This is a genomic window from Pseudoalteromonas sp. NZS11 (genome assembly GCF_015864765.1).
GTDB lineage: Bacteria > Pseudomonadota > Gammaproteobacteria > Enterobacterales > Alteromonadaceae > Pseudoalteromonas > Pseudoalteromonas arctica.
On the sequence record NZ_JADYWP010000002.1, the window covers coordinates 457,087 to 477,348 of the forward strand.

Consider the following 20,262-nt stretch of genomic DNA (forward strand, 5'->3'; position numbering starts at 1 on the left):
AATAGTGCAAAAATTTAATAATTTAGCATTTAACTAAAGTCTGTTTACCTTTCGGGATTAAAACTTGTTCTATTTAGGCGCTATTTAATCGCGGCAAGATATACTGGCCCTAAAACCTATCGTAACTATTACTAATTGGAGACATTAATATGTCACAGTTTAATTTGAAAGCACTCGTTCTTGCTGGCGTTTTACTTGCCAGCCCTTTCGCTCATGCAACATTAGAAGATGGCATAAGAGCAGCTAACGAAGGTGAATTTGCAGTCGCCCTAAAAGAATTTCAATACCTTGCCGATAAAGGTTTTGCGCCAGGAATTTACGAACTAGCTAAATTATACGAAGGTGGATACGGTGTAACACGCGATTACCGCAAAGCTGCTGCGCTTTATCAACAAGGCGTTAAAAAGAACCACCCGGATTCAATGTTTGCGTTAGCTGTTTTATACGACGAAGGTAAAGGCGTAAAGCTTGATCACCAAATGGCTGTTACCTTATTTGAAAAAGCAGCCAATAAAAACCTGCCTGCGGCTCAGTTTAATTTAGGTGTAATGTATTCTAATGGCGTGGGCGTTACGCGAGATTATGAAGCGGCACGCAACTGGTACGAAAAAGCAGCTGCAAACAATTACTCTTTAGCACAATTCAATTTAGCCCTCATGTATTTTGAAGGGCTAGGTATGCCAAAAGATTTAGAAAAGTCGTACATTTGGAATACTATCGCTGAGTACAACGGCAATATGCAAGCGAGTCATAGCCGCAAACTTGATGAGCGTAAAATGCTGCCTAAAGAAATTGAAGAAGCTAAAGAAAAAGCCGATGCCATTTATGCAAAAATACAAGTGGGTACCTATGCTGGCGAAGGTCGCTTATTTTAAAGTCTTATTTTAAAGTTTAAGAGTTTAAGACCTTAGTTTGAAACTAATCTAAAAAGGCTGAATTACATAACGTAATTCAGCCTTTTTAATATCTTGATTTAGCAAGTTCAAAATCTATTCAACTTTACAAAATCAACATACTCTTATTTTATGTAAAGCCACTTTAGTAGCTTAATAAGAAGTTTGCTTTGTTTTAGCAGCATAACAATACGAGGATTAAACGAGCCCGATACTAACGTGTTTTTAGCATGGCTAAACGTTAAAAACCCTTCTATGCCATGATAATGCCCCATTCCTGAATGCCCTACACCACCAAAAGGGGCATCGTCAGCAGTTACTTGCACTAACGTATCGTTTATTGCCACAGTGCCACTGATTGTTTGCTTCATAATGTATTCTTGAGCGTGCTTATCTTGCCCTAAAATATAAAGCGCTAACGGGTGGTGATGGGCTTTAATATAGTCAATTGCGCTGTCGAGCTTTTCATAACTCATTATTGGTAATATTGGACCAAATAGCTCATCTTGCATAAGCTGCATTTCGTCAGTAACTTGAGTCACTAAGTGCAGCCCCATACGATGTTTTTGCTCATCTTGCTGGTTTTGCTCAAGTGGCTTAATAATGTTTGCGCCAAGCTCTTGGGCTTGCTCTAAGTAGGTTGCTAAACGTTTATAGTGTGCATCGCTAATAATAGAGGTTAAGTTTTTACCTTCAACACCGTCTTTAAAGTGCTTTTTATAAAGCTCGCATAATTGCTGAACCAACTGATGCTCAAGCTCTTTGGGTACAAATACGTAGTCGGGAGCAACGCATATTTGCCCTGCGTTGGCCATTTTTCCAAACAGTAAAGCTTGCGCCGCTTTTTTAATATCGGCATTTTGCGTAATAATAACTGGCGATTTACCACCGAGTTCAAGCGTTACTGGTGTTAAATTACGGCTCGCTGAAGCCATTACTAATTTACCAACGGCCGATGACCCCGTAAATAATAAATGAGCAAATGGTAGTGATGAAAACTGCGCGGCTACGTCGCTACCGCCTTGTATTATTTTGCAATGCGCTTGCATGTCGTCTTTAAATATTTTTTCGATAACGGCGTTTGTGTGAGGTGTAAACTCGCTTAATTTGAGCATAACTCTATTACCGGCAGCTATGGCGGTAAGCACAGGTACTAACGCTAACTGAATCGGGTAATTCCACGGTGCAATAATACCAACCACACCTTTAGGTTGGTAATTAACACTTACTTTTGAAGGCCACAAACTTAAACCTACAGAGCGATTACTTGGCTTTGCCCATTTTGGTAGCTTTTTGATAATGTGCGCGAGTGTTTGAACCGTAGGCAATATATCGCCAAGTAGAGTATCGAAAGCGGTTCTGTAACCAAAGTCTTTTGAAGCAGCATCCACTAGCTCTTGCTCAAGTTCAACAATACGTACACGGAGTTTTTTTAATAAAACGAGACGTTTATCAATTGGCAAGTAAGGTGTTTCGAGAAAGCTTTTTTGCAATTCATCAAATAGGGGAATTAAAGGCATTGCCTGTGATGTGTCGGTGCTCAAAATAGATTACTCAATTTTTAAAGTTACCGCAGACTATAACCTTGTTCTGTTTTTCGAGCAATAACACTAATTATCTAAAAAAGAGCTTCTTGAGCAATATAAATAAGTATAAAGAGTAGCTTTGTTTAAAACTGTAAATATAAACAAAGCTACTGGTTGGAACTAATTTAGTACAGCTTTAAAAGCCAAATACTTGCGCTGCGATAGTCATTGTCACTAGCGTAATTAATACAATGGCGACAATATTTAGCACAAAGCCGGCTCTTATCATGTCGCGCATTTGAATTTGCCCTGAGCCAAACACAATAGCGTTTGGTGGTGTTGCTACAGGCATCATAAATGCGCAACTACACGCAATAGCAGCAGGAATAACCCATACAAGGGGTGAACCTGTTATCGATTCAGCAACAGGACCTAATAACGGTAAGAAACCTGCAGCGGTTGCTGTATTGCTTGTAATTTCAGTTAAAAATGTAATTAAAGCAACCACAACAAGTACGCTCATAACAAGAGGAATCGCACTTGCGCCTTCAATCATGTGAGCAATAAACTCGGCAAGACCTGACGATTTAATTTGAGATGCAAGCGTAAGTCCGCCCCCAAACAATAGCAATACGCCCCAAGGCACTTGTGAGGCGTTTTGCCAATCAAGAATACGCTCATCACTGCCTTTATTAGCAGGCATTACAAACAGCAGTAATGCAGCAGCAATTGCAATTGTAGTATCTGAAATTTTAAGACCTGTTATATCACCCAATAAAGGTCTAAATATCCAGCAAAGTGCAGCAAGCACAAATACAAACAATACGCCTTTTTCTGCGCGTTGCATTATTCCAAGCTTTTTTAACTGTTCAGAAAATACCGCTTTGGTATCAATTTTTTGATCGTTTTTAACATTAGCATCTACTTTATACGCAAATTTGGTAAGCCAAACCCAACTAATAATAAGCATACTTAAAGACAGTGGTACGCCTACAATCATCCACTGAGCAAAGCCTATTTCAATTTGGTAACTGTCAGATAGGTATGCAGCCATTAATGCATTAGGCGGTGTACCAATTAAAGTAGCAATACCACCAATGCTTGCACCATAAGCAATTGATAGTAGCAATGCTTTGCCAAACCCTTCATTACTTGGGTCTGATTGCTTAACCAAATTGGTAATTGAAAGTGCAATAGGCAACATCATTACGGCTGTCGCAGTATTAGACATCCACATAGATAAAAATGCAGTAACAAGCATCATAGCTAAAATTTGTAAACTTGGTTTTTTACCCGCATATAACATGGTGCTAAGCGCTATACGTTTATGTAACCCCCATCGCTCCATAGCGATAGAGATTAAAAATCCGCCTAAAAATAAAAAGATTAACGGGTGTGCATATGGCGCAGCCACACTTTTTATTGCTGCTATGTCAGCCAGTGGTGATATTACCAGTGGTAGCAATGCAGTTGCCGGAATTGGTACAACTTCACTTACCCACCACGATGCCATCCAAAACGCTATACCTGCGGTTTTAAATGCCGCAACCGACATTCCTGTTGGCGGATCAAGTAAACATGTTAATAGCATTACTAAAGGGCCCAGTACTAAAAAAAGCCATTGAAAATGTCTGTTCTTATCTGGTTCTTGCGTCAATATATTATCTGTCATGGCTAGCCTCTAAAACTTGTATTTAAGACCAAGCGCAACACTGCTGTCGTCTTGTTCTTCTAAATTAAGATCGGTATATAAAAGATAAGCTGTAGTTTGCTTATCAAATACATAATCAAGGCCTGTGCTCCATTGCGTTGCCTCAGATGCTTGACGAAGAGTTGAGTCATCTTTACCAAATTGAATTTTTGGCACCCACTTATCAAGTGTATAACTGGCACTTAATACGTAACCATTGCCCGACTTTGTGCCATCTACTGATTCTGAATGTTGGTATAACGCACCAAGTTGTAATTGTTCGAACTTATAAACACCAACAAGGCGGCTTGCTTTTACATTGTTAAGTGAATCTACATGACTGAACGACACATAATATGAAGTACTTTTTAAATTACGGTCGCCATAAATAAGCGTAGCAGCAAAGCCTGCTTTATCGTCTTTATTGTCATCTTTTGGCGCATAAGTAAATGAAAACTGCGTATTATGCCAATAGTTTGAGGTGTAAGTTATTGTGTCACCGAGGCGGTCTTGACCTGCAATAACCTGTGCCATATCGGCTTGAGTTTCGTTAAAGTTATCGAGTTTACCTTCAGAGTATTTAAAGCGAGTGTCGTTACGACCTACAACAACTTCACCAAAAGCACCTTTTAAACCTAAGTAAGTATTACGTGCAGTGAAAGGCTCTTGCGTATCATCTTCTTCAAAACCTTTAACTTGTACCTCATATTTAAAAACAGCACTTAAATATTCGTTAAGTTTATGATCGCCCTTAATACCAATACGCGAGTATGGCGCTTCAATTTGAGTACCCTCTTCGGCATAACGCATTATGCCCGTATCAGTACTGGCAATTTGTACTTCGGCTTTACCGTATACAGCGTACTCTGCAGCAAAAGATGTGTGTGAAAATGTAGCTAAGCAACCATAGGATAGAAATAAAATACAGGTGTGTGTAGTTTTTGTCATCGTGTGCCCTAATTATTAGAATCTACTTGTTGTAGCGCTAATAAGGCAACTTTACTGCCAAGTGTATAAAAGCAATCTATTTCAATAGCTTACTAAAATAAGTCGTTTAATTTAAATAAAAGCGTGTGAATTACCACACATAAGAAAGTGGGTCTTGTCACCAAACCCACACATTTAGTCAGTAAACATATCTCTATTAAGATTGTATTTACTCATTTTATCGTAAAGTGTTTTACGAGCAATTTGCAGTGTTTCCATGGTGTTTTTAATACTGCCGTGGTTTTGCTCAAGCGCGTACTCAATAAGTGACTGCTCATAAAAAGAGACTTTTTCAGATAAGCTTAAATCGGGAGATAAGCCACCTAATTGTTGTGTTTTAACTTCAGCAAAGGCAAGTTCGGCACCAAGTAATACAGCTCGCTCTGCTTGATTTCTTAGCTCTCTCACATTGCCCGGCCAGTCATAGGCAACTAACCGCTGTTGTATTTCGTAATTTACTGCCGCCGGCGGCTTATGATAGCGAGTTGCAGCAATAGAGCTAAAGTGTTTAAACAAAAGTAATATGTCAGCTTTTCGCTCTCGTAATGGCGGAATATTAACGTTAACCAAACTAAGTCTGTAATATAAATCAGCTCTAAAATCACCCTTTTCAACTAACGCAAGTAAGTCTACTTTTGTAGCTGCAACAATTCTGATGTTTAAATCAATTGCTTTGTTATCGCCTACAGGTGTTACTTTTCGCTCTTCTAATACGCGTAATAACTTAACTTGCAGTGCCATTGGAGTGCTTTCTATTTCATCTAAAAAGACCGTACCACCTTGTGCATATTCAAACTTACCTTTTCGACTTTGAGTAGCCCCTGTATATGCACCACTTGCTGCACCAAACAATTCGCTTTCTATTAACTGCTCTGGTACTGCGCCACAATTAATAGCAACAAAATTACAGCTAGAGCGATTACTCTGATCATGTAGATACCGCGCTACAAGTTCTTTACCTGTGCCAGTTTCACCTTCAATCATTACATCGGTTGGGGTATCTATAATTGTGTTTAATAAGTGCATCATGTGTTGCATTTTAGGTGTGTCACCTAGTATGCGTACACCTGGGGCTGAGGTTTTCTGTACAGCTACTTTTAATGCGCGGTTCTCCATAACAAGGCTTCGTTTGTCGCACGCTCGTGCTATGCAATCAAGAAGATGTTCGTTAACTGGTTTTTCAAATAAATCATACGCACCTAATTGCATCGCTTTAACTGCTATCGATACATCAGCGTAACCAGTTAAAAATATTACAGGGAGCTCACTATCAAAAGCCGTTATTTGCTCTAAAAGCGTTAAGCCATCCATGTTCGGCATATTTATATCGCTCAGCACAACTCCAGCAAAGCGCCTATTGAGTTTGCTAAGAGCGGTACTTGCGTCATTAAAGCAATCAACGGTGTATCCTTCGAGAGTGAGCAATTGCTTTAAAGAGTCTCTGATCATTGCTTCATCATCAATGACTATTATGTGATTACATGGAGAGCTGTCAATCATCTTTATTTTCCTGCCTGTTAGAGAGGCTAATTATAAATTCAGCCCCGCCTTCAACTCGATTGTGCGCGCTCAAACAACCATTAAACGAATCTATTATTTGTTTTGATATAGATAAACCAAGGCCTAAACCTTTACTTGATTTAGTACTATAAAAAGGTTCAAATAAATTACCAAATGCATGTTGCTCAATACCAGAGCCAGTATCTAAAATCGACAGTTTTACGCGCTCTTCAAAACACTCCAGCTGAAAACTTAAGTTACGAATAATTGCGCCATTCATAGCTTGGCTAGCATTAGTAATTAAATTAACGAGTACTTGTTCAAATTTAAGCGAATCGACCCACACAACGACTGTTTCATCAAATTGAGGTGGCTCTACTTGTACGTTATCTTGCTTTAACTGCGCGCTAGAAATCATTAATGCGTTATTAACAAGCCCTGCAAGAGGGTAAGGTCTGAGCTGCATTTTGGAAGGTTTACTAAAATGCTTTAACTGACCTACAATTTGGTGCACTCGATTAACTAATCCCTCAATCACTACTAAGCTTTCACCAAGTGCTGAAGTATTTCCTTTAGCTAATAAACGCTTTGCCGAAGCTAAATAAGTATTAATAGCACTGAGCGGCTGGTTTATTTCGTGGTTAATTCCTGCACTTAGCTGTCCTATTGTCGCAAGCTTTGCAGACTGCACTAAAGCCGTTTGTACTTTTTCCAAAGCCTGAGTGCGCTCAAGGACTTCAAGTTCAAGGCTATGTCTGGAGTACACCAGCTTTTTATAACCCGCAAACCGAGTTAATAAAATATAACTAATAATAATAACTAAGCTACAGATAATAAATACCCAAAATAAGCGAGGCAGTTGAGCTGAATTAACTTTTGTTATATCAACGAGTACGTTCATTGTGGCATTAAAATATCGTAAAGGTCTTTGCGACATTACGTAAAGTTTTTTATCTATTTTTAAATGTTTAATACCTTCATTAGAAAATTGAAACTGCTTTATATACAAAGGCTGATGATCTAAATAAGCCCGACGAGATTTAATATCTCTGCGCATAGTTATATCAAGCTCAGTGAAGCTGTTTAATCGCCACGTTTGCATATCTGACATTGCAATTACCTCATCTGCAAGCTGCAAAAAAAAGTGACTACCCTTTGAAGTATTTAGAAGCTCTCTGTCATCCTCAAATTTACTTACATTCACTTTTAACACAACAACACCAATGGCTTTATTGTCGCGATATACTGCTTGTGAAAAGTAAATACCACGCTCTTTAGAGCGCATGCCTAATGCAAAGTACGCTACTTTTTCGCCTGCAAATGCACGTTTGAAATAAGGTCTAAACGCAAAGTTGCTACCTAAAAAAGTATAATCTGCTTGCCAATTACTACTGGCAATAACTTCGCCTTGAGTATTTAGAACAAAAATATCTGAGGCACCGCTAGCTTGTTGAATATCAGCAAGGTAGTTATTAATAGCGTTATAGTGCTGTGGCTGCGCATCTACAAAGTCTATCATTAACGAGTTATAGGTAAGTAACTGGGGAATAGCAGAAAAACGAGCAAGCTCAGTATCAATATAGTTATTTAATTGCGTAACTTGGCGCTCAGCCTGGTAGGTTGCTTGCTCAACATCATGAGAACGACCAAGCCAAAACGTAACAACTAATATAAGTACGAGTAACACACAAACAGTAATGATTTTTTTAGAAAAAGAAAACATGAAGAACTCGCAAAAAATAGCCAAGAAAATTTTAGGGCGCTAGTGTAACGGCTAATCTCTAGCAGAGATATAAACTTTTTGTTAACAACAGTTTTAAAGTGTTTAAAAACAAAAATCGCCGTAAACAACTATGTTTACAGCGATCTGTTTAGCATTAAATTAAAAAACAATTAATTTGTAGCTAATGTTGATCTATTTTTAACATATTTATATAAGCCAATTAACGACGCTGCAATCCAAAATATTTCGATTACAAAGCTCGCTAAATTAAAGTTATAACAAAGGCTAATTAACAGTAAAATTGCCCCTGTTAAATTCATCATATTATACGTTAAGCTAGCTGGAGATGTTTTACCTAGCTGCAGTAAAAAAAATGAACCAACTACTAAAAAAGTACCTGTCATGCCTATGATGTCAAATAAGAGTGCTATCACGAAACTATCCTTTATCCATTTTTAAATAACCCAATAAACTGGCCCGATCCATGGGGAGGGTATTTTTTCATTCATTGAAACAGCAAACCGGGCGATTCTATCAATATGGTAAATTCTAACAAGGCCATATGTCCGCATGCACAAGGCTTTATACTTATTCGCTTAATTAAGTATTATTGCGGTTTAGTATTACTTCATATACCTTATTTAAAGGTTACTTTGCCGCCAATTATTTTATAGGCCGGCGCACCGCGAATAATCGCTTCTCGGGCAAATGGCCGGCTACAGTTAGGGCAAATACAAGCCTCTGTTGTAAAGTCTTGGCTAATACGCTCTTTAAAGCACTTAATTAATGCTCCTTTTCCCCCTTTTCGATATTTAAATAAAGAGGCTTTACAAGCAGAGCAAAAAATATCAACCGTTTTAGTAGGGCCTTTTTTGTTGGGTTTTGCCATTACGTCCTGCGGTATTATATAAAGAGTAATTAGCAATTATATCAGTTTAGATGGGTAAAGGTTACCACCTCTGACTTAGAATTTAGATACGGCAGACTTAATCTATAAAGGCCCATTAAAATATAGCCCTTATAAAATAAACACACTCTAATCTTTAAAAAAGAAGCGGTTTAACTGAGATGACAATACATTCATATTAAAAGGTTTGACTATAAATCCTGATACTTTAGCTGCAATAACTTGCTTAACTTTATCTGTACTGTCTTCACAAGTAACCATTAAAACGGGAATATCAGCGAGTTCTTTATCTTTTCGAATGTTAGTAAGTAAACTAACTCCATCCATTTTTGGCATATGAAGGTCAGTAATAACCAAATCGAAATGCTGGTTGCGCAGAAATACCAAAGCTTGCAATCCATCAGTTGCTTCAACGATATTGCTATACTCTAGTTTTCTAAGCATATTAATTAATACGTGTCGCATAAGTGGCATATCATCAACAACTTATATTTTCATTAGTTTCTTTACCAAATTGTATAAATGGGATTATATAAAACTACTCTACTCGTAGATAAGGATCAAATTTGGATTTGCTGATTATTTAAATCTTACGGCCATATCCCTAAAATGAGCCCCATTAACGAAAATTGTAAAATATGGTACCCCCCGTTAATTAAAAAAAGCTTTAGAGGGCGTTGCTCAAATATATAACTCAATCCAAATGAACTACTGATCCAAAAAAAGCCGATCACAAAGCCGGTTCCTATACTTTCACCTACGCTTGCATCCTTACCTAAAAAAAGAGATAGCATTAAAGCCGCTATAAAAACTAAAAAAAAACTGCCACCAAATATCAACTTAGGGTTAGCCGATTGTAAATCCAGATCAGTTAAGCCAATACTTTCTAGCCATGCATTTTTAAAGAGAGCTTTTGAATACCATATACCACCAAGCATAAAAGAAGACAGTGCAGCCACTAGTATCGCAAAATAATCTACATCTAAAAGGTTCATACAAACAGCCATATACAAAAAGTGTAATACCGTTTGGTATTAAATATTAACGGTATAAAGATACTCCCAATGTAGTTATAAATAGGGGATTGAGCAAATGGCCTAACTTAAATTAATTTTTTGTATAGAAGGTAATTATAAAAATAAAATTTATAAATCGCCAAATTTTGCATTGGTCAATAAGGCTAAATCAGTTGGCGAGAGTGCTATTTCTAAGCCTCTTTTTCCGGCGCTCACATAAATAGTGTCAAAGAGAGAAGCACTGCTATGAATAAACGTAGCTAGACGTTTTTTTTGTCCAAGCGGACTCACCCCTCCTAAAATATAACCGGTACTAACTTGTACTTTTTGTGGGGCAGCCATAATTACTTTTTTAGCCCCACATAATTTAGCTAACTGTTTTAAATTAACTTGTTGAGATACAGGCGTTACAGCAACAATCAGTTGCCCTTCATGTGTTTCAAGTACTATGGTTTTAAATACTTGTGCACTGTCTAAATTTAACTTTTCAACGGCTTCAAGCCCGTAGTGGCTATTATTCTTATCGTGCTCATAACTGAGTACTTCAAAGGTTTTTTTTTGCTTTTTAAGTAGATCTATTGCTGGTGTCATGCTGTTTCATCTTTTTTATTCACAGTAACAAAAATTAAGTTTAAAGCAAAAAAAAACGACGCTAAAAGCGTCGTTTTTTTGTTTATAATAATTTAAATTTATTTAGTTAAATCATCAAAAAACTTTTTAACACCGTCAAAAAAGCCTTGCTCTTTAGGACGGTTTTTAGAGCTATCTGTGCCCATGCTTTCATCTAACTCTTGAAGTAGTTCACGTTGACGCTCGTTAAGATTAACTGGCGTTTCGATTACCACTTTACAAATTAGATCGCCTTGTGCACCACTGCGTACAGACTTAACACCTTTGCCACGCATACGGAACATTTTGCCCGTTTGAGTTTCAGACGGTATTTTAAGTTTTGCACGACCATCAAGTGTTGGCACCTGAATTTCGCCACCAAGGCCTGCTGTAGTAAAGCTAATTGGTACTTCACAATATAAATTATTCGCTTCACGTACAAATATTTCATGTTCACGAACCGATACTTGCACATACAAGTCGCCCGATGGCGCGCCATGCATTCCGGCTTCGCCTTCACCCGTTAAGCGAATACGGTCGCCTGTATCAACGCCAGCTGGAATTTTAACTGAAAGCGTTTTAGTTTTTTCTACGCGGCCTTGTCCATGACAACTGTTACAAGGGTCTGAAATAATTTGACCTTGTCCCTGACACGTTGGACACGTTTGCTGAACAGCAAAGAAACCTTGGCGCATTTGCACCTGGCCAGCACCATGACATGTAGTACATGTTTTAGGTTTAGAACCCGCTTTAGCACCACTGCCATCACATGGCTCACAACCAACCCATGTAGGTACTTTAATTTCAACTTCTTTACCACGAACAGCTTCTTCTAAGCTTAAGTCCATGTTGTAACGTAAATCAGATCCACGTTGTTGACGAGATTGACGTCGACCACCGCCGCCACCAAAAATATCGCCAAATACATCGCCAAATACATCACCAAAGTCGCCATGTCCGCCACCAAAACCACCGTGACCACCGCCACCACCTTGTTCAAAGGCTGCGTGACCATGTTGGTCATACATTTGACGTTTTTGATCATCGGTTAGTATTTCGTACGCTTCTTTAACTTCTTTAAATTTTATTTCGAGATCTTTATCGCCTGCGGTACGATCTGGATGATATTTCATCGCTAAGCGTTTATACGCTTTTTTTATGTCTCGCTCACTCGCATCTTTGCTTACGCCGAGGACTTCGTAATAATCGCGTTTTGACATATCTATCACACTACTCTTTTCTGTTTACAGCGTAAGCTGCAGGATAAATCGATAAATCGCATCGATTTATCATTGAATTTTTAAACCTTGAATACATGCAAAAGGCGCGACAAGCTATTGCTCGCGCGCCTCAATTGTTCATCCTAACCTAAACACCTAACTGAGTTAAGTGTTTTTGGCTAGCGAGAAGCGGTAGCAACAATTACTTGTCGTCTTTCACTTCTTCGAACTCTGCATCAACAACGTCGTCGTCTTGCTTAGTTGACTGTTGTTCGCCAGCGTCTGCTGAACCTTGCTGTGCTTTCGCTTGAGCAATTTCCATTAGTTTTTGAGACTTTTCAGCAAGAGCTTGAGTTTTAGCTTCAATCTCTTCTTTATTGTCGCTCTTAATTGCAGCTTCTAAATCTACAACAGCAGCTTCAATTGCTTCTTTGTCTTCGTTTGGTAATGCATCGCCAGCTTCTTCAATTTGCTTACGTGTACCGTGAACTAAAGCGTCAGCTTGGTTACGAGCAGCTACAAGTTCTTCAAACTTTTTATCGTCTTCAGCATGTGCTTCTGCATCACGAACCATCGCTTCAATTTCGTCATCGCTTAAGCCTGAAGATGCTTGAATCGTAATCTTTTGCTCTTTACCTGTATCTTTATCTTTCGCAGATACATGTAAGATACCATCGGCATCAACATCAAATGTTACTTCGATTTGTGGTGTACCACGTTGTGCTGGACGAATACCTTCTAGGTTAAATTGGCCTAGTGATTTATTGTCGCTTGAACGTTTACGCTCACCTTGAAGTACATGAATTGTTACAGCAGATTGATTATCTTCAGCTGTTGAGAACGTTTGCGATTTCTTAGTAGGAATCGTCGTGTTTTTCTCAATCAATGCAGTCATTACTGAACCCATTGTCTCAATACCTAGAGATAATGGAGAAACGTCTAGTAATAGTACATCTTTAACGTCACCAGCAAGTACACCACCTTGAATCGCTGCGCCTACGGCTACTGCTTCATCAGGGTTAACATCTTTACGAGGCTCTTTACCGAAGAACTCTGCAACGATTTTTTGTACTAAAGGCATACGTGTTTGACCACCAACAAGAATAATATCGTTGATGTCGCTTACTGATAAATCAGCATCAGCAAGTGCACGTTTAAGTGGCTCAATTGTTTTAGTTACTAAATCTTCAACTAGTGACTCAAGCTTAGCACGTGTTAGTTTCACGTTCATGTGCTTAGGACCAGATGCATCAGCAGTTACATACGGAAGGTTTACTTCTGTAGACTGTGCAGATGAAAGTTCAATTTTTGCTTTTTCAGCAGCTTCTTTAACACGTTGCATTGCAAGCGGATCATTTTTAAGGTCTAAGCCTTGATCTTTCTTGAATTCAGCTACTAAGTAGTTGATTACGCGGTTATCGAAATCTTCACCACCTAAGTGAGTGTCGCCGTTTGTAGCAAGTACTTCAAAAGTGTGCTCACCTTCAACTTCATCAATTTCAATGATTGATAAATCGAAAGTACCGCCACCTAAGTCATATACTGCAACTACGTTTTCGCCACGGTTTTTATCCATACCGTAAGCAAGTGCCGCAGCCGTTGGCTCATTGATAATACGTTTAACTTCAAGACCCGCAATACGACCAGCATCTTTCGTAGCTTGACGTTGTGAATCGTTAAAGTATGCAGGTACTGTGATTACGGCTTCAGTTACTTCTTCACCTAAGAAGTCTTCAGCTGTTTTCTTCATTTTTTTCAGTACTTCAGCAGAAATTTGTGGTGCAGCGCGTTTTTCGCCGCCCGCTTCTACCCATGCATCACCGTTGTCGGCTTTAACAATTTTAAACGGCATGATGCCGATATCGCGTTGTACTTCTTCGTCTTCAAAACGACGACCAATTAAACGCTTAATTGCAAATAATGTGTTTGTCGGGTTAGTAACCGCTTGACGCTTAGCAGATTGACCTACTAATGTTTCGCCGTCTTGCGTATAAGCAATAATAGACGGGGTTGTGCGATCGCCTTCCGCGTTTTCAATAACACGTGCTTTGCCACCATCAAGTACTGCAACACAAGAGTTTGTAGTACCTAAATCTATTCCAATAATTTTACCCATGAAATCTCTCCAACTTCAATATTCGTTAAACGTTCGATGACTAGTAAATAGGGTTGCTCCAAACTTATTTCAACTGTAAAAATGAAAAAAAATTCATTTTTTGTGATTTATTTACAAAATAACCCTAATAATTGTAAGGAATGGTGATTTTTACACCGCCAGGGACGCTTTTAATTACTGGTCTGACTAGTTTGATTGTGTTATAAATTTATTAAATCGCACTACGAAAGGACATCTTCTATGCATTTTGAGCAACTACTTCAACAAGCGGAAAAAATTGGTCAAGCCGAAAATACAGAACAATTAAATAGTACAATGCAATTTCCAGAAAACTGGTGCCAAGGCAGAACTGCTTTTGGTGGGCTTTCAGCCGCACTGTTGTATCAAGCAATCAGAGGTAAGGTAACGGATGATCGTCGCTTACTTTCACTCAGTACTAATTTTGTAGGACCATTACTTGCCGATACTCCTTTTTCTTTATCAATTGAAATACTGCGCCAAGGTAAAAGCAGTACACAGGTACTCGCCAAAGCGATTCAAAATGAACAAGTGTGCGTAATTGTACAAGCGTGTTTTGCTAAAAGTAGAGAGTCGGGTATTAATGTGCCTGTTTCGAAGTCTTTGGGTTTAAAGCCAGTAGATGAGCGCCATACATTACCTTTTATAAAAGGTCAGATGCCTGAATTTTTTCAGCATGTTGATTTATGCCCACAGCAAGGGGGTATGCCATTTAGTAGTGCAGAAACCTCTCACTTAGGTGGCTGGATGCGCTTTAAGCACACCCCAGAGCAAATTACAGAGGCTCATGTTATTGCATTGACCGATGCATGGCCGCCAACACTTTTACAAATGTTTAAACAACCCGCTCCTGCAAGTAGCATGTCATGGTATTTAGAATTTGTGCAAGAGCCAAACTTAACACCTGGAGAATGGCTTGGCTTTGAAGCAATCACTCATCATTCAAAAGATGGTTACGGTTTAGAGGATGGCTGTATATGGTCGCAGTCGGGTGAGCTAATAGCGCTTACACGTCAAACAGTGGCTTTATTTGATTGATGAATGGGTTTGGCCTTCATCAACAATCCTTTTATAAGTACCATTTTGCTTGATGAGCGCCAAACCAATATCAAACTCAGTAGCTAAAGAGAAGTTGTTAAAATAAGCGGGTCGATCTGCTTTTGGAAATAAAGTGTAAATTTGCACAGCTTCGGGGGATTTATGTTGATTGTAGTAATAGTAAAAAATACGCTTATCTAACACAATTACATCAACCCAACCTTTTAACAGCTTATCTACCTGCGCTTTTTGATTAATAACCTCTTGATATGAGCTAAAGTGTTTAACATTCCTTTTGAATATAGGAGGCAGATATGCCGTTGCATTTTGAAAAGCAAGAACGTTTTTATTAAACATGCCTTCTATTTTATCAATGTTATATTTATTTCGCTTGAGTGTAATGGCCACATTTTCGTAACTAAGTACCGTTTTACTTGGATAAATACCCGCACTAATTCCTCCAGCATAATTTAAAAGTATATCTACTCCTTTATTATGTAATTGATGCTCAGCGCGTTTATTCGACATATATTGCACATTAATATTGGCAAATCCATTGGCCTTTAACGCGGATTTTATTAAATTTAGGTGTATACCCGAGTCCGTTTTTACAAAAACATAGGGTGGAATTGATGCGCTCGCAGCGATGATTATCTCTCGCTCTTTATTAATAGCCACAGCATTTTGCGAGCAAACAAAGAGCCACATTAATATGTAGTAAAAATAATATTTCACACGCTTCCTTTATATAACGAACAGCTTGATGGCAGAACGCGTTGTATTAATGTATTAAATATAGCAAAATTGAAGAAATATTCTTCTTGCTTGGTATTAAATTGCAAACTGTATGCCCCTGCTGCGATCTGATCATAGATATACCTCGCATAATCGCAAAACAAATGGCGATATGCCCACATTGTCACCATAAACTTTGCGAAGCCGATGTTAATCACGATAGTCGTATAGTTGCACTAAGCTTTAGCGCACTATTAATGCTGCTGAGCAGTATGTTTTACCCTTTTATTTCTTTTAGCAGTAGTGGTATTACTCAAACTATTACACTGCCCGACGCGGCTCGAATTTTATTTAATTACGATAGTGAACTGCTTGGCTTATTTATTGATTTGAGCATTATTGCTCTGCCTATGGGTTTGCTTCTTATTTTAATTCCTTTGCATCTTGGGCTTTTAAAAACATTACCAGAGGGCATAGCAAGGCGACTACTAAAGTTCACCCTTGCGTTAGAACCGTGGATTATGTCGGAAATATTTTTAATTGGCGTACTTGTTAGTATGGTTAAAATCATGTCGCTGGCTGATATTAGCTTTGGCACGAGTTTTTGGGCTTATGTGGGGTTTGTTATTTTATACATAGCTGCGCTTGTTCACTTAAATCGCCCACGCTTATGGGCTCAAATAAAGCCTGTAAAAGTACTCGAAGGCGCAGAGCATGCTAAACGTGCAATAGATGAAAATATTAAAGCCTGCCATGTGTGCCATCAACTATGTACCGGTAATATTTGTCAGCGTTGCCATACAAAAACGCACGTTAGAAATCCTTACAGCGTACAAAAAGCAGCAGCTTGGCTAATTACCTCTGTTGTTTGTTATATTCCAGCTAATGTTTTGCCTATTATGCATACCACTAGTCTTGGGGATGAATCCCCTTCGACTTTAATTGGTGGTGTTATTACTCTTTGGAAAAGTGGCTCCTACCCTATTGCCGCTATTATATTTTTAGCCAGCGTTGTGGTGCCACTTGCTAAAGCTTTTGTATTGAGCTTTTTATGCTTTATGGTAACGAGACCTGCCAATAGACATACAAAAAGTTACACCCGAATTTATCAACTTACTGAATTTATTGGAAAATGGTCGATGATAGATGTATTCGTGGTTGCTATTTTAGTTGCCTTAGTTCAACTGGGTAATTTAATGTCAGTAACACCAGGATTAGGCATTGTATTTTTTACAGTTATGGTAATATGCCAAATGATGGCTGCCCATGCCTTTGACCCACGCTTGTTGTGGGATTCCCCTAAAAACAAAAAATCAGAGAACAAAGCATGACCGAAACTGCCGAAATAACAAAAGAACCGAAAATTTCCGCTATCTGGATCATTCCGGCAATTGCGCTGTTAGTGGGCATGTGGATGTTATACCAATACCAAGCAAATAAAGGCCCTACAATTTTTATCGAAATGCCACAAGCTGAGGGCATTATTGCAGGTAAAACTGAAATAAAAGTGCGCAGTGTAAAAATAGGTCAAATTGATCATGTTCGACTATCAGACACCCAAGACAGCGTTATTGCCCGTGCGCAAATAGACAAAAACTACAATAACTTATTAACCGATGATGCCAAAATTTGGGTCGTAAAACCACGCATTGATGAAACGGGTATTAGCGGAATGAGCACGCTATTGTCTGGTGTATATTTAGAGTTTTCACCCGGTGAAAGTAAAGAGCTAAAAGAGCGTTTTAAATTACAAGACGAACCCGCCCTCATTGGTAAAGATGTGAAAGGTGGCCGTTTCAAATTAATGAGTTACAACGCTGAAGTGCTTGATGTGAGTACCGGTATATTTTTCAAAAATTACAAAATAGGGCAAATAGAAACCGCCACTTTTGATTGGGAAAACCAAGCAATGAAGTACGGCGTATTTATTAAAGAACCTTATCAAAATCTCATCACCATGAACTCTATTTTTTGGGTGAACGCAGGGATTGAAATTGACCTATCTGCCGATGGCATCAATATTAATACGGGCTCTTTAAGTAAACTTTTAAAAGGCGGTATTTCGGTTGGCTTACCTGAGCAACAGGCCCCGGGTGAAATAGCACAAGATGGGCATAGCTTTTCATTAAGCCAAAGCTATAAAGAAGCGCTAGAAGAGCGCTTTTACGATTTTGATTACTACCTCATTGAATTTGAACAATCAGTTCGAGGACTACGCACAGGTGCTCCTGTCGAATATAGAGGTATGCGTGTAGGTACTGTTGTTGAAACCCCTGCCAATGTAATTATTGACGGTAAACCTGCCCACTTTAGAAACCATAATACGGCGGTTCCAGTACTTATAAAAGTAGAATACGGACGCTTGTATCACGACAGTGCCTCAGCTAAAGAGTATTGGCAAGGTAGTTTAAAAGGCTGGATTGAAAGTGGTATGCGCGCCTCGTTAAAGCCTGGTAATTTATTAACGGGTGCAGTATACGTTGATTTTGATATATACCCAGATGCACCGCAAGCACACCTAGGTAAACTTGTGCAGTATGATGTTTTTCCGAGTATTTCTAGCGGCATAACCGTATTAGCAGACCAAGTCTCTGACGTACTTAATAAAGTAAATAACTTAAAAGTTGAAGATAGCTTAGAACAAATGCAAGCCACATTTACCGATTACCGAGCGCTTGCTAATGAAATGCGAGAGTTACTAAGCCAAAAAGATACACAAAACTTACCAGGCGACTTTAATCGTAATTTCGAAAAGATGACAAAAAGTATGGAGCAGTTTGAAGTAACTATGCGCCAATTTGATAAAACCATGGCCAGTTACCAAGCAGGCTCTGAACTTCATCATCAAATACAGCAAACATTAAAAGAGTTTAAACGTTTAAGCGAGGGCCTACAGCCTCTAACTCGCGGATTAAACGAGCAACCTAATATGCTAATTTTTGATAAATCATTACCAGCAGATCCAAAACCAAGGAAGCAATAATGAAATCGTTATTTTTAACTGCAAGTTTATTATTACTATTGGCAGGTTGTAGTTCATCAATACAAACTGCGACACAGTATTACCAGTTTGAGCAGCCTATTGGTGCCTCGTCTCGAAATGTGACAGACACAGACGCACAATTAAGAATACAAACAGTTGTACTTAGGGGTGCTTTAAATAATTTAGGTATTGCTATGAAAATAGATAGCAACCAAATTCATGCCGCAAATTACAACCTGTGGGGCGAATCGCCGGATGTAATGCTCACTGCAACAGCCCAGCAAACTCTTTTTAATGCTATGCCAAATTGGATGGTAATAAAGGGCTTACCGGTCATTACTGAACTCGATCAACAAACGTTTTATGAACTGGAATACGAAATTCACCACTTTAATGGCGACATGGAAGGTAACGCTGATATTTCAGGGCTTTGGCGTTTATATTACACACACCCTGAAACAGGCCGACGTCTTATAAGTATTCATAATTTTTCAAACCTAGTGCCTATAGATGATGATGGATACGACGGTTTAGTTTCAACGCTTGAAGCAACATGGCTAAATATAAACCTAAATGTTGCAAAACAAATAGAACAAGCAAGACTTTAATCATCAAGTGAAAATATAATTACGGCGGTTTTATCATTATTGATAACCGCCTTGCCCTCTATTTTAAAGCCCAATTTTAACAACACACTCTGCGATGCCCTATTATCTGGTGATGTTATTGCACACAGTTTTGTAATTCCAAATTCATGCTTATGGCGCAAAAGTGCGCTGGCAGCTTCAAAAACATAGCCTTTTTTTTCAAAACCGCTTACAAGTGCAAAACCTAAATCAGGTTGTTGTAAAGCTGCTCGTTTATAAAACCCAACAACGCCAACCACTACAGCATTATGCAAAGTAATAACGTAAGGCCCAAAGCCTTGGCGTACATGAGAAGCAATAAATGACTGATTGATGTACGACTTGGCATCATCAAGGGTATAAATTGCTTTATCGCCAATGTGCTTTATAAAACTAGCCTGATTAACTAGCTTAAGTAAAACCGCTGCATCAACCTCATTTGCATGGCGTAACAACAGACGATTTGTTTTAAGTACGGCGTTCAATGTAAGTTCCTCTAAAAAACTTTGTTTAGCATGTAACTTTTTGTTGACTGAAATTAAAAAGCAGATTATTTTTGCGCCGATGTTTTTACAGGCACAACAATAGCGGTTTGCACTCCTTGCACCGTCTGGCGCCAAAGCCAACGCGTTTCATTTAAACAGCTATTTAACATAACTGTTTATGTGTCCCTCC

19 protein-coding genes are annotated in these 20,262 nt (G+C 38.6%); 5 read left to right on the top strand and 14 right to left on the bottom strand.

From position 1 onward, the window contains the following. Positions 1-149 precede the first annotated feature (149 nt). Positions 150-875, top strand: a complete 726-nt coding sequence (locus I6E82_RS05710; protein ID WP_007582012.1) for a tetratricopeptide repeat protein — start codon at positions 150-152, stop codon at positions 873-875. Positions 876-1,018: 143 nt separating this feature from the next. Here the strand turns inward: I6E82_RS05710 and I6E82_RS05715 are convergent, their stop codons facing one another. From I6E82_RS05715 to dnaK, 12 genes are all read right to left on the bottom strand, one after another. Further along, positions 1,019-2,437 carry a coniferyl aldehyde dehydrogenase gene (locus I6E82_RS05715; RefSeq protein ID WP_197117074.1) on the bottom strand — a complete coding sequence of 473 codons (1,419 nt, stop codon included), beginning with the start codon at positions 2,435-2,437 and terminating at the stop codon, positions 1,019-1,021. 178 nt (positions 2,438-2,615) lie between these two features. Next, on the bottom strand, positions 2,616-4,091 hold the full coding sequence (locus tag I6E82_RS05720) for an SLC13 family permease (RefSeq protein ID WP_024609206.1): 1,476 nt from the start codon (positions 4,089-4,091) through the stop codon (positions 2,616-2,618). A gap of 9 nt (positions 4,092-4,100) precedes the next feature. Then, positions 4,101-5,057, bottom strand: coding sequence for a porin (locus I6E82_RS05725; RefSeq protein WP_024609207.1), 957 nt, complete (start codon positions 5,055-5,057; stop codon positions 4,101-4,103). Positions 5,058-5,231: 174 nt separating this feature from the next. Beyond that, entirely contained in the window at positions 5,232-6,596 is a 1,365-nt protein-coding gene (locus tag I6E82_RS05730) for a sigma-54-dependent transcriptional regulator (protein ID WP_024591799.1), read from the bottom strand. Continuing rightward, complete coding sequence (locus tag I6E82_RS05735) at positions 6,589-8,319, bottom strand: sensor histidine kinase (RefSeq protein ID WP_010553936.1); 1,731 nt, start codon at positions 8,317-8,319, stop codon at positions 6,589-6,591. The genes I6E82_RS05730 and I6E82_RS05735 overlap by 8 nt, the downstream gene beginning before the upstream one ends. Before the next feature lie 170 nt (positions 8,320-8,489). Next, entirely contained in the window at positions 8,490-8,753 is a 264-nt protein-coding gene (locus I6E82_RS05740; RefSeq protein WP_010553937.1) for a CBU_0592 family membrane protein, read from the bottom strand. A gap of 203 nt (positions 8,754-8,956) precedes the next feature. Next, complete coding sequence (locus I6E82_RS05745) at positions 8,957-9,208, bottom strand: hypothetical protein (RefSeq protein ID WP_010553938.1); 252 nt, start codon at positions 9,206-9,208, stop codon at positions 8,957-8,959. A 147-nt stretch (positions 9,209-9,355) separates the two neighbouring features. Beyond that, positions 9,356-9,700: a response regulator gene (locus tag I6E82_RS05750; RefSeq protein WP_231616873.1), complete on the bottom strand. Its 345-nt coding sequence runs from the start codon at positions 9,698-9,700 to the stop codon at positions 9,356-9,358. A gap of 116 nt (positions 9,701-9,816) precedes the next feature. Further along, the gene (locus I6E82_RS05755; protein WP_024591801.1) at positions 9,817-10,221 is read right to left on the bottom strand and encodes a DUF1761 domain-containing protein; all 405 of its coding nucleotides are present in this window, start codon (positions 10,219-10,221) and stop codon (positions 9,817-9,819) included. A gap of 150 nt (positions 10,222-10,371) precedes the next feature. Beyond that, a complete protein-coding gene (ybaK, locus tag I6E82_RS05760) occupies positions 10,372-10,833 on the bottom strand; it encodes a Cys-tRNA(Pro) deacylase (RefSeq protein WP_007585460.1) in 462 nt (153 codons plus the stop codon). Between the two features lie 98 nt (positions 10,834-10,931). Next, positions 10,932-12,071, bottom strand: coding sequence for a molecular chaperone DnaJ (gene dnaJ / locus I6E82_RS05765; RefSeq protein ID WP_010553942.1), 1,140 nt, complete (start codon positions 12,069-12,071; stop codon positions 10,932-10,934). Positions 12,072-12,273: 202 nt separating this feature from the next. After that, complete coding sequence (gene dnaK, locus I6E82_RS05770) at positions 12,274-14,187, bottom strand: molecular chaperone DnaK (RefSeq protein ID WP_008171317.1); 1,914 nt, start codon at positions 14,185-14,187, stop codon at positions 12,274-12,276. Between the two features lie 240 nt (positions 14,188-14,427). Between dnaK and I6E82_RS05775 the strand changes: the two genes are divergently transcribed. Next, the gene (locus I6E82_RS05775; protein ID WP_010553943.1) at positions 14,428-15,243 is read left to right on the top strand and encodes a thioesterase family protein; all 816 of its coding nucleotides are present in this window, start codon (positions 14,428-14,430) and stop codon (positions 15,241-15,243) included. Here the strand turns inward: I6E82_RS05775 and I6E82_RS05780 are convergent. Then, positions 15,232-15,978, bottom strand: coding sequence for a substrate-binding periplasmic protein (locus tag I6E82_RS05780; protein WP_197117076.1), 747 nt, complete (start codon positions 15,976-15,978; stop codon positions 15,232-15,234). The genes I6E82_RS05775 and I6E82_RS05780 overlap by 12 nt on opposite strands. Before the next feature lie 164 nt (positions 15,979-16,142). Between I6E82_RS05780 and I6E82_RS05785 the strand changes: the two genes are divergently transcribed. Genes I6E82_RS05785 through I6E82_RS05795 form a run of 3 tightly spaced genes read left to right on the top strand, consistent with a single transcriptional unit; the run spans position 16,143 to position 19,569 of the window. Then, on the top strand, positions 16,143-17,309 hold the full coding sequence (locus I6E82_RS05785; RefSeq protein ID WP_010553945.1) for a paraquat-inducible protein A: 1,167 nt from the start codon (positions 16,143-16,145) through the stop codon (positions 17,307-17,309). Beyond that, entirely contained in the window at positions 17,306-18,961 is a 1,656-nt protein-coding gene (gene pqiB, locus I6E82_RS05790; RefSeq protein WP_007582433.1) for an intermembrane transport protein PqiB, read from the top strand. Before I6E82_RS05785 ends, pqiB begins: the two co-directional genes overlap by 4 nt. After that, positions 18,961-19,569: a PqiC family protein gene (locus tag I6E82_RS05795; RefSeq protein WP_007582431.1), complete on the top strand. Its 609-nt coding sequence runs from the start codon at positions 18,961-18,963 to the stop codon at positions 19,567-19,569. The genes pqiB and I6E82_RS05795 overlap by 1 nt, the downstream gene beginning before the upstream one ends. Here I6E82_RS05795 and I6E82_RS05800 read toward each other — a convergent pair. Further along, a complete protein-coding gene (locus I6E82_RS05800) occupies positions 19,566-20,072 on the bottom strand; it encodes a GNAT family N-acetyltransferase (protein WP_197117078.1) in 507 nt (168 codons plus the stop codon). The two genes, I6E82_RS05795 and I6E82_RS05800, sit on opposite strands and share 4 nt — an antisense overlap. Between the last annotated feature and the right edge of the window lie 190 nt (positions 20,073-20,262).

Excerpts from the sequence above, each read along its gene's own strand:
- I6E82_RS05730 (WP_024591799.1), bottom strand. The coding sequence starts at position 6,596 with ATGATTGACAGCTCTCCATGTAATCACATAATAGTCATTGATGATGAA.
- I6E82_RS05735 (WP_010553936.1), bottom strand. The coding sequence starts at position 8,319 with ATGTTTTCTTTTTCTAAAAAAATCATTACTGTTTGTGTGTTACTCGTA.
- I6E82_RS05745 (WP_010553938.1), bottom strand. The coding sequence starts at position 9,208 with ATGGCAAAACCCAACAAAAAAGGCCCTACTAAAACGGTTGATATTTTT.
- ybaK (WP_007585460.1), bottom strand. The coding sequence starts at position 10,833 with ATGACACCAGCAATAGATCTACTTAAAAAGCAAAAAAAAACCTTTGAA.
- I6E82_RS05755 (WP_024591801.1), bottom strand. The coding sequence starts at position 10,221 with ATGAACCTTTTAGATGTAGATTATTTTGCGATACTAGTGGCTGCACTG.
- I6E82_RS05750 (WP_231616873.1), bottom strand. The coding sequence starts at position 9,700 with ATGCCACTTATGCGACACGTATTAATTAATATGCTTAGAAAACTAGAG.
- I6E82_RS05720 (WP_024609206.1), bottom strand. The coding sequence starts at position 4,091 with ATGACAGATAATATATTGACGCAAGAACCAGATAAGAACAGACATTTT.
- I6E82_RS05775 (WP_010553943.1), top strand. The coding sequence starts at position 14,428 with ATGCATTTTGAGCAACTACTTCAACAAGCGGAAAAAATTGGTCAAGCC.
- dnaK (WP_008171317.1), bottom strand. The coding sequence starts at position 14,187 with ATGGGTAAAATTATTGGAATAGATTTAGGTACTACAAACTCTTGTGTT.
- pqiB (WP_007582433.1), top strand. The coding sequence starts at position 17,306 with ATGACCGAAACTGCCGAAATAACAAAAGAACCGAAAATTTCCGCTATC.
- dnaJ (WP_010553942.1), bottom strand. The coding sequence starts at position 12,071 with ATGTCAAAACGCGATTATTACGAAGTCCTCGGCGTAAGCAAAGATGCG.
- I6E82_RS05795 (WP_007582431.1), top strand. The coding sequence starts at position 18,961 with ATGAAATCGTTATTTTTAACTGCAAGTTTATTATTACTATTGGCAGGT.
- I6E82_RS05725 (WP_024609207.1), bottom strand. The coding sequence starts at position 5,057 with ATGACAAAAACTACACACACCTGTATTTTATTTCTATCCTATGGTTGC.
- I6E82_RS05785 (WP_010553945.1), top strand. The coding sequence starts at position 16,143 with ATGGCGATATGCCCACATTGTCACCATAAACTTTGCGAAGCCGATGTT.
- I6E82_RS05710 (WP_007582012.1), top strand. The coding sequence starts at position 150 with ATGTCACAGTTTAATTTGAAAGCACTCGTTCTTGCTGGCGTTTTACTT.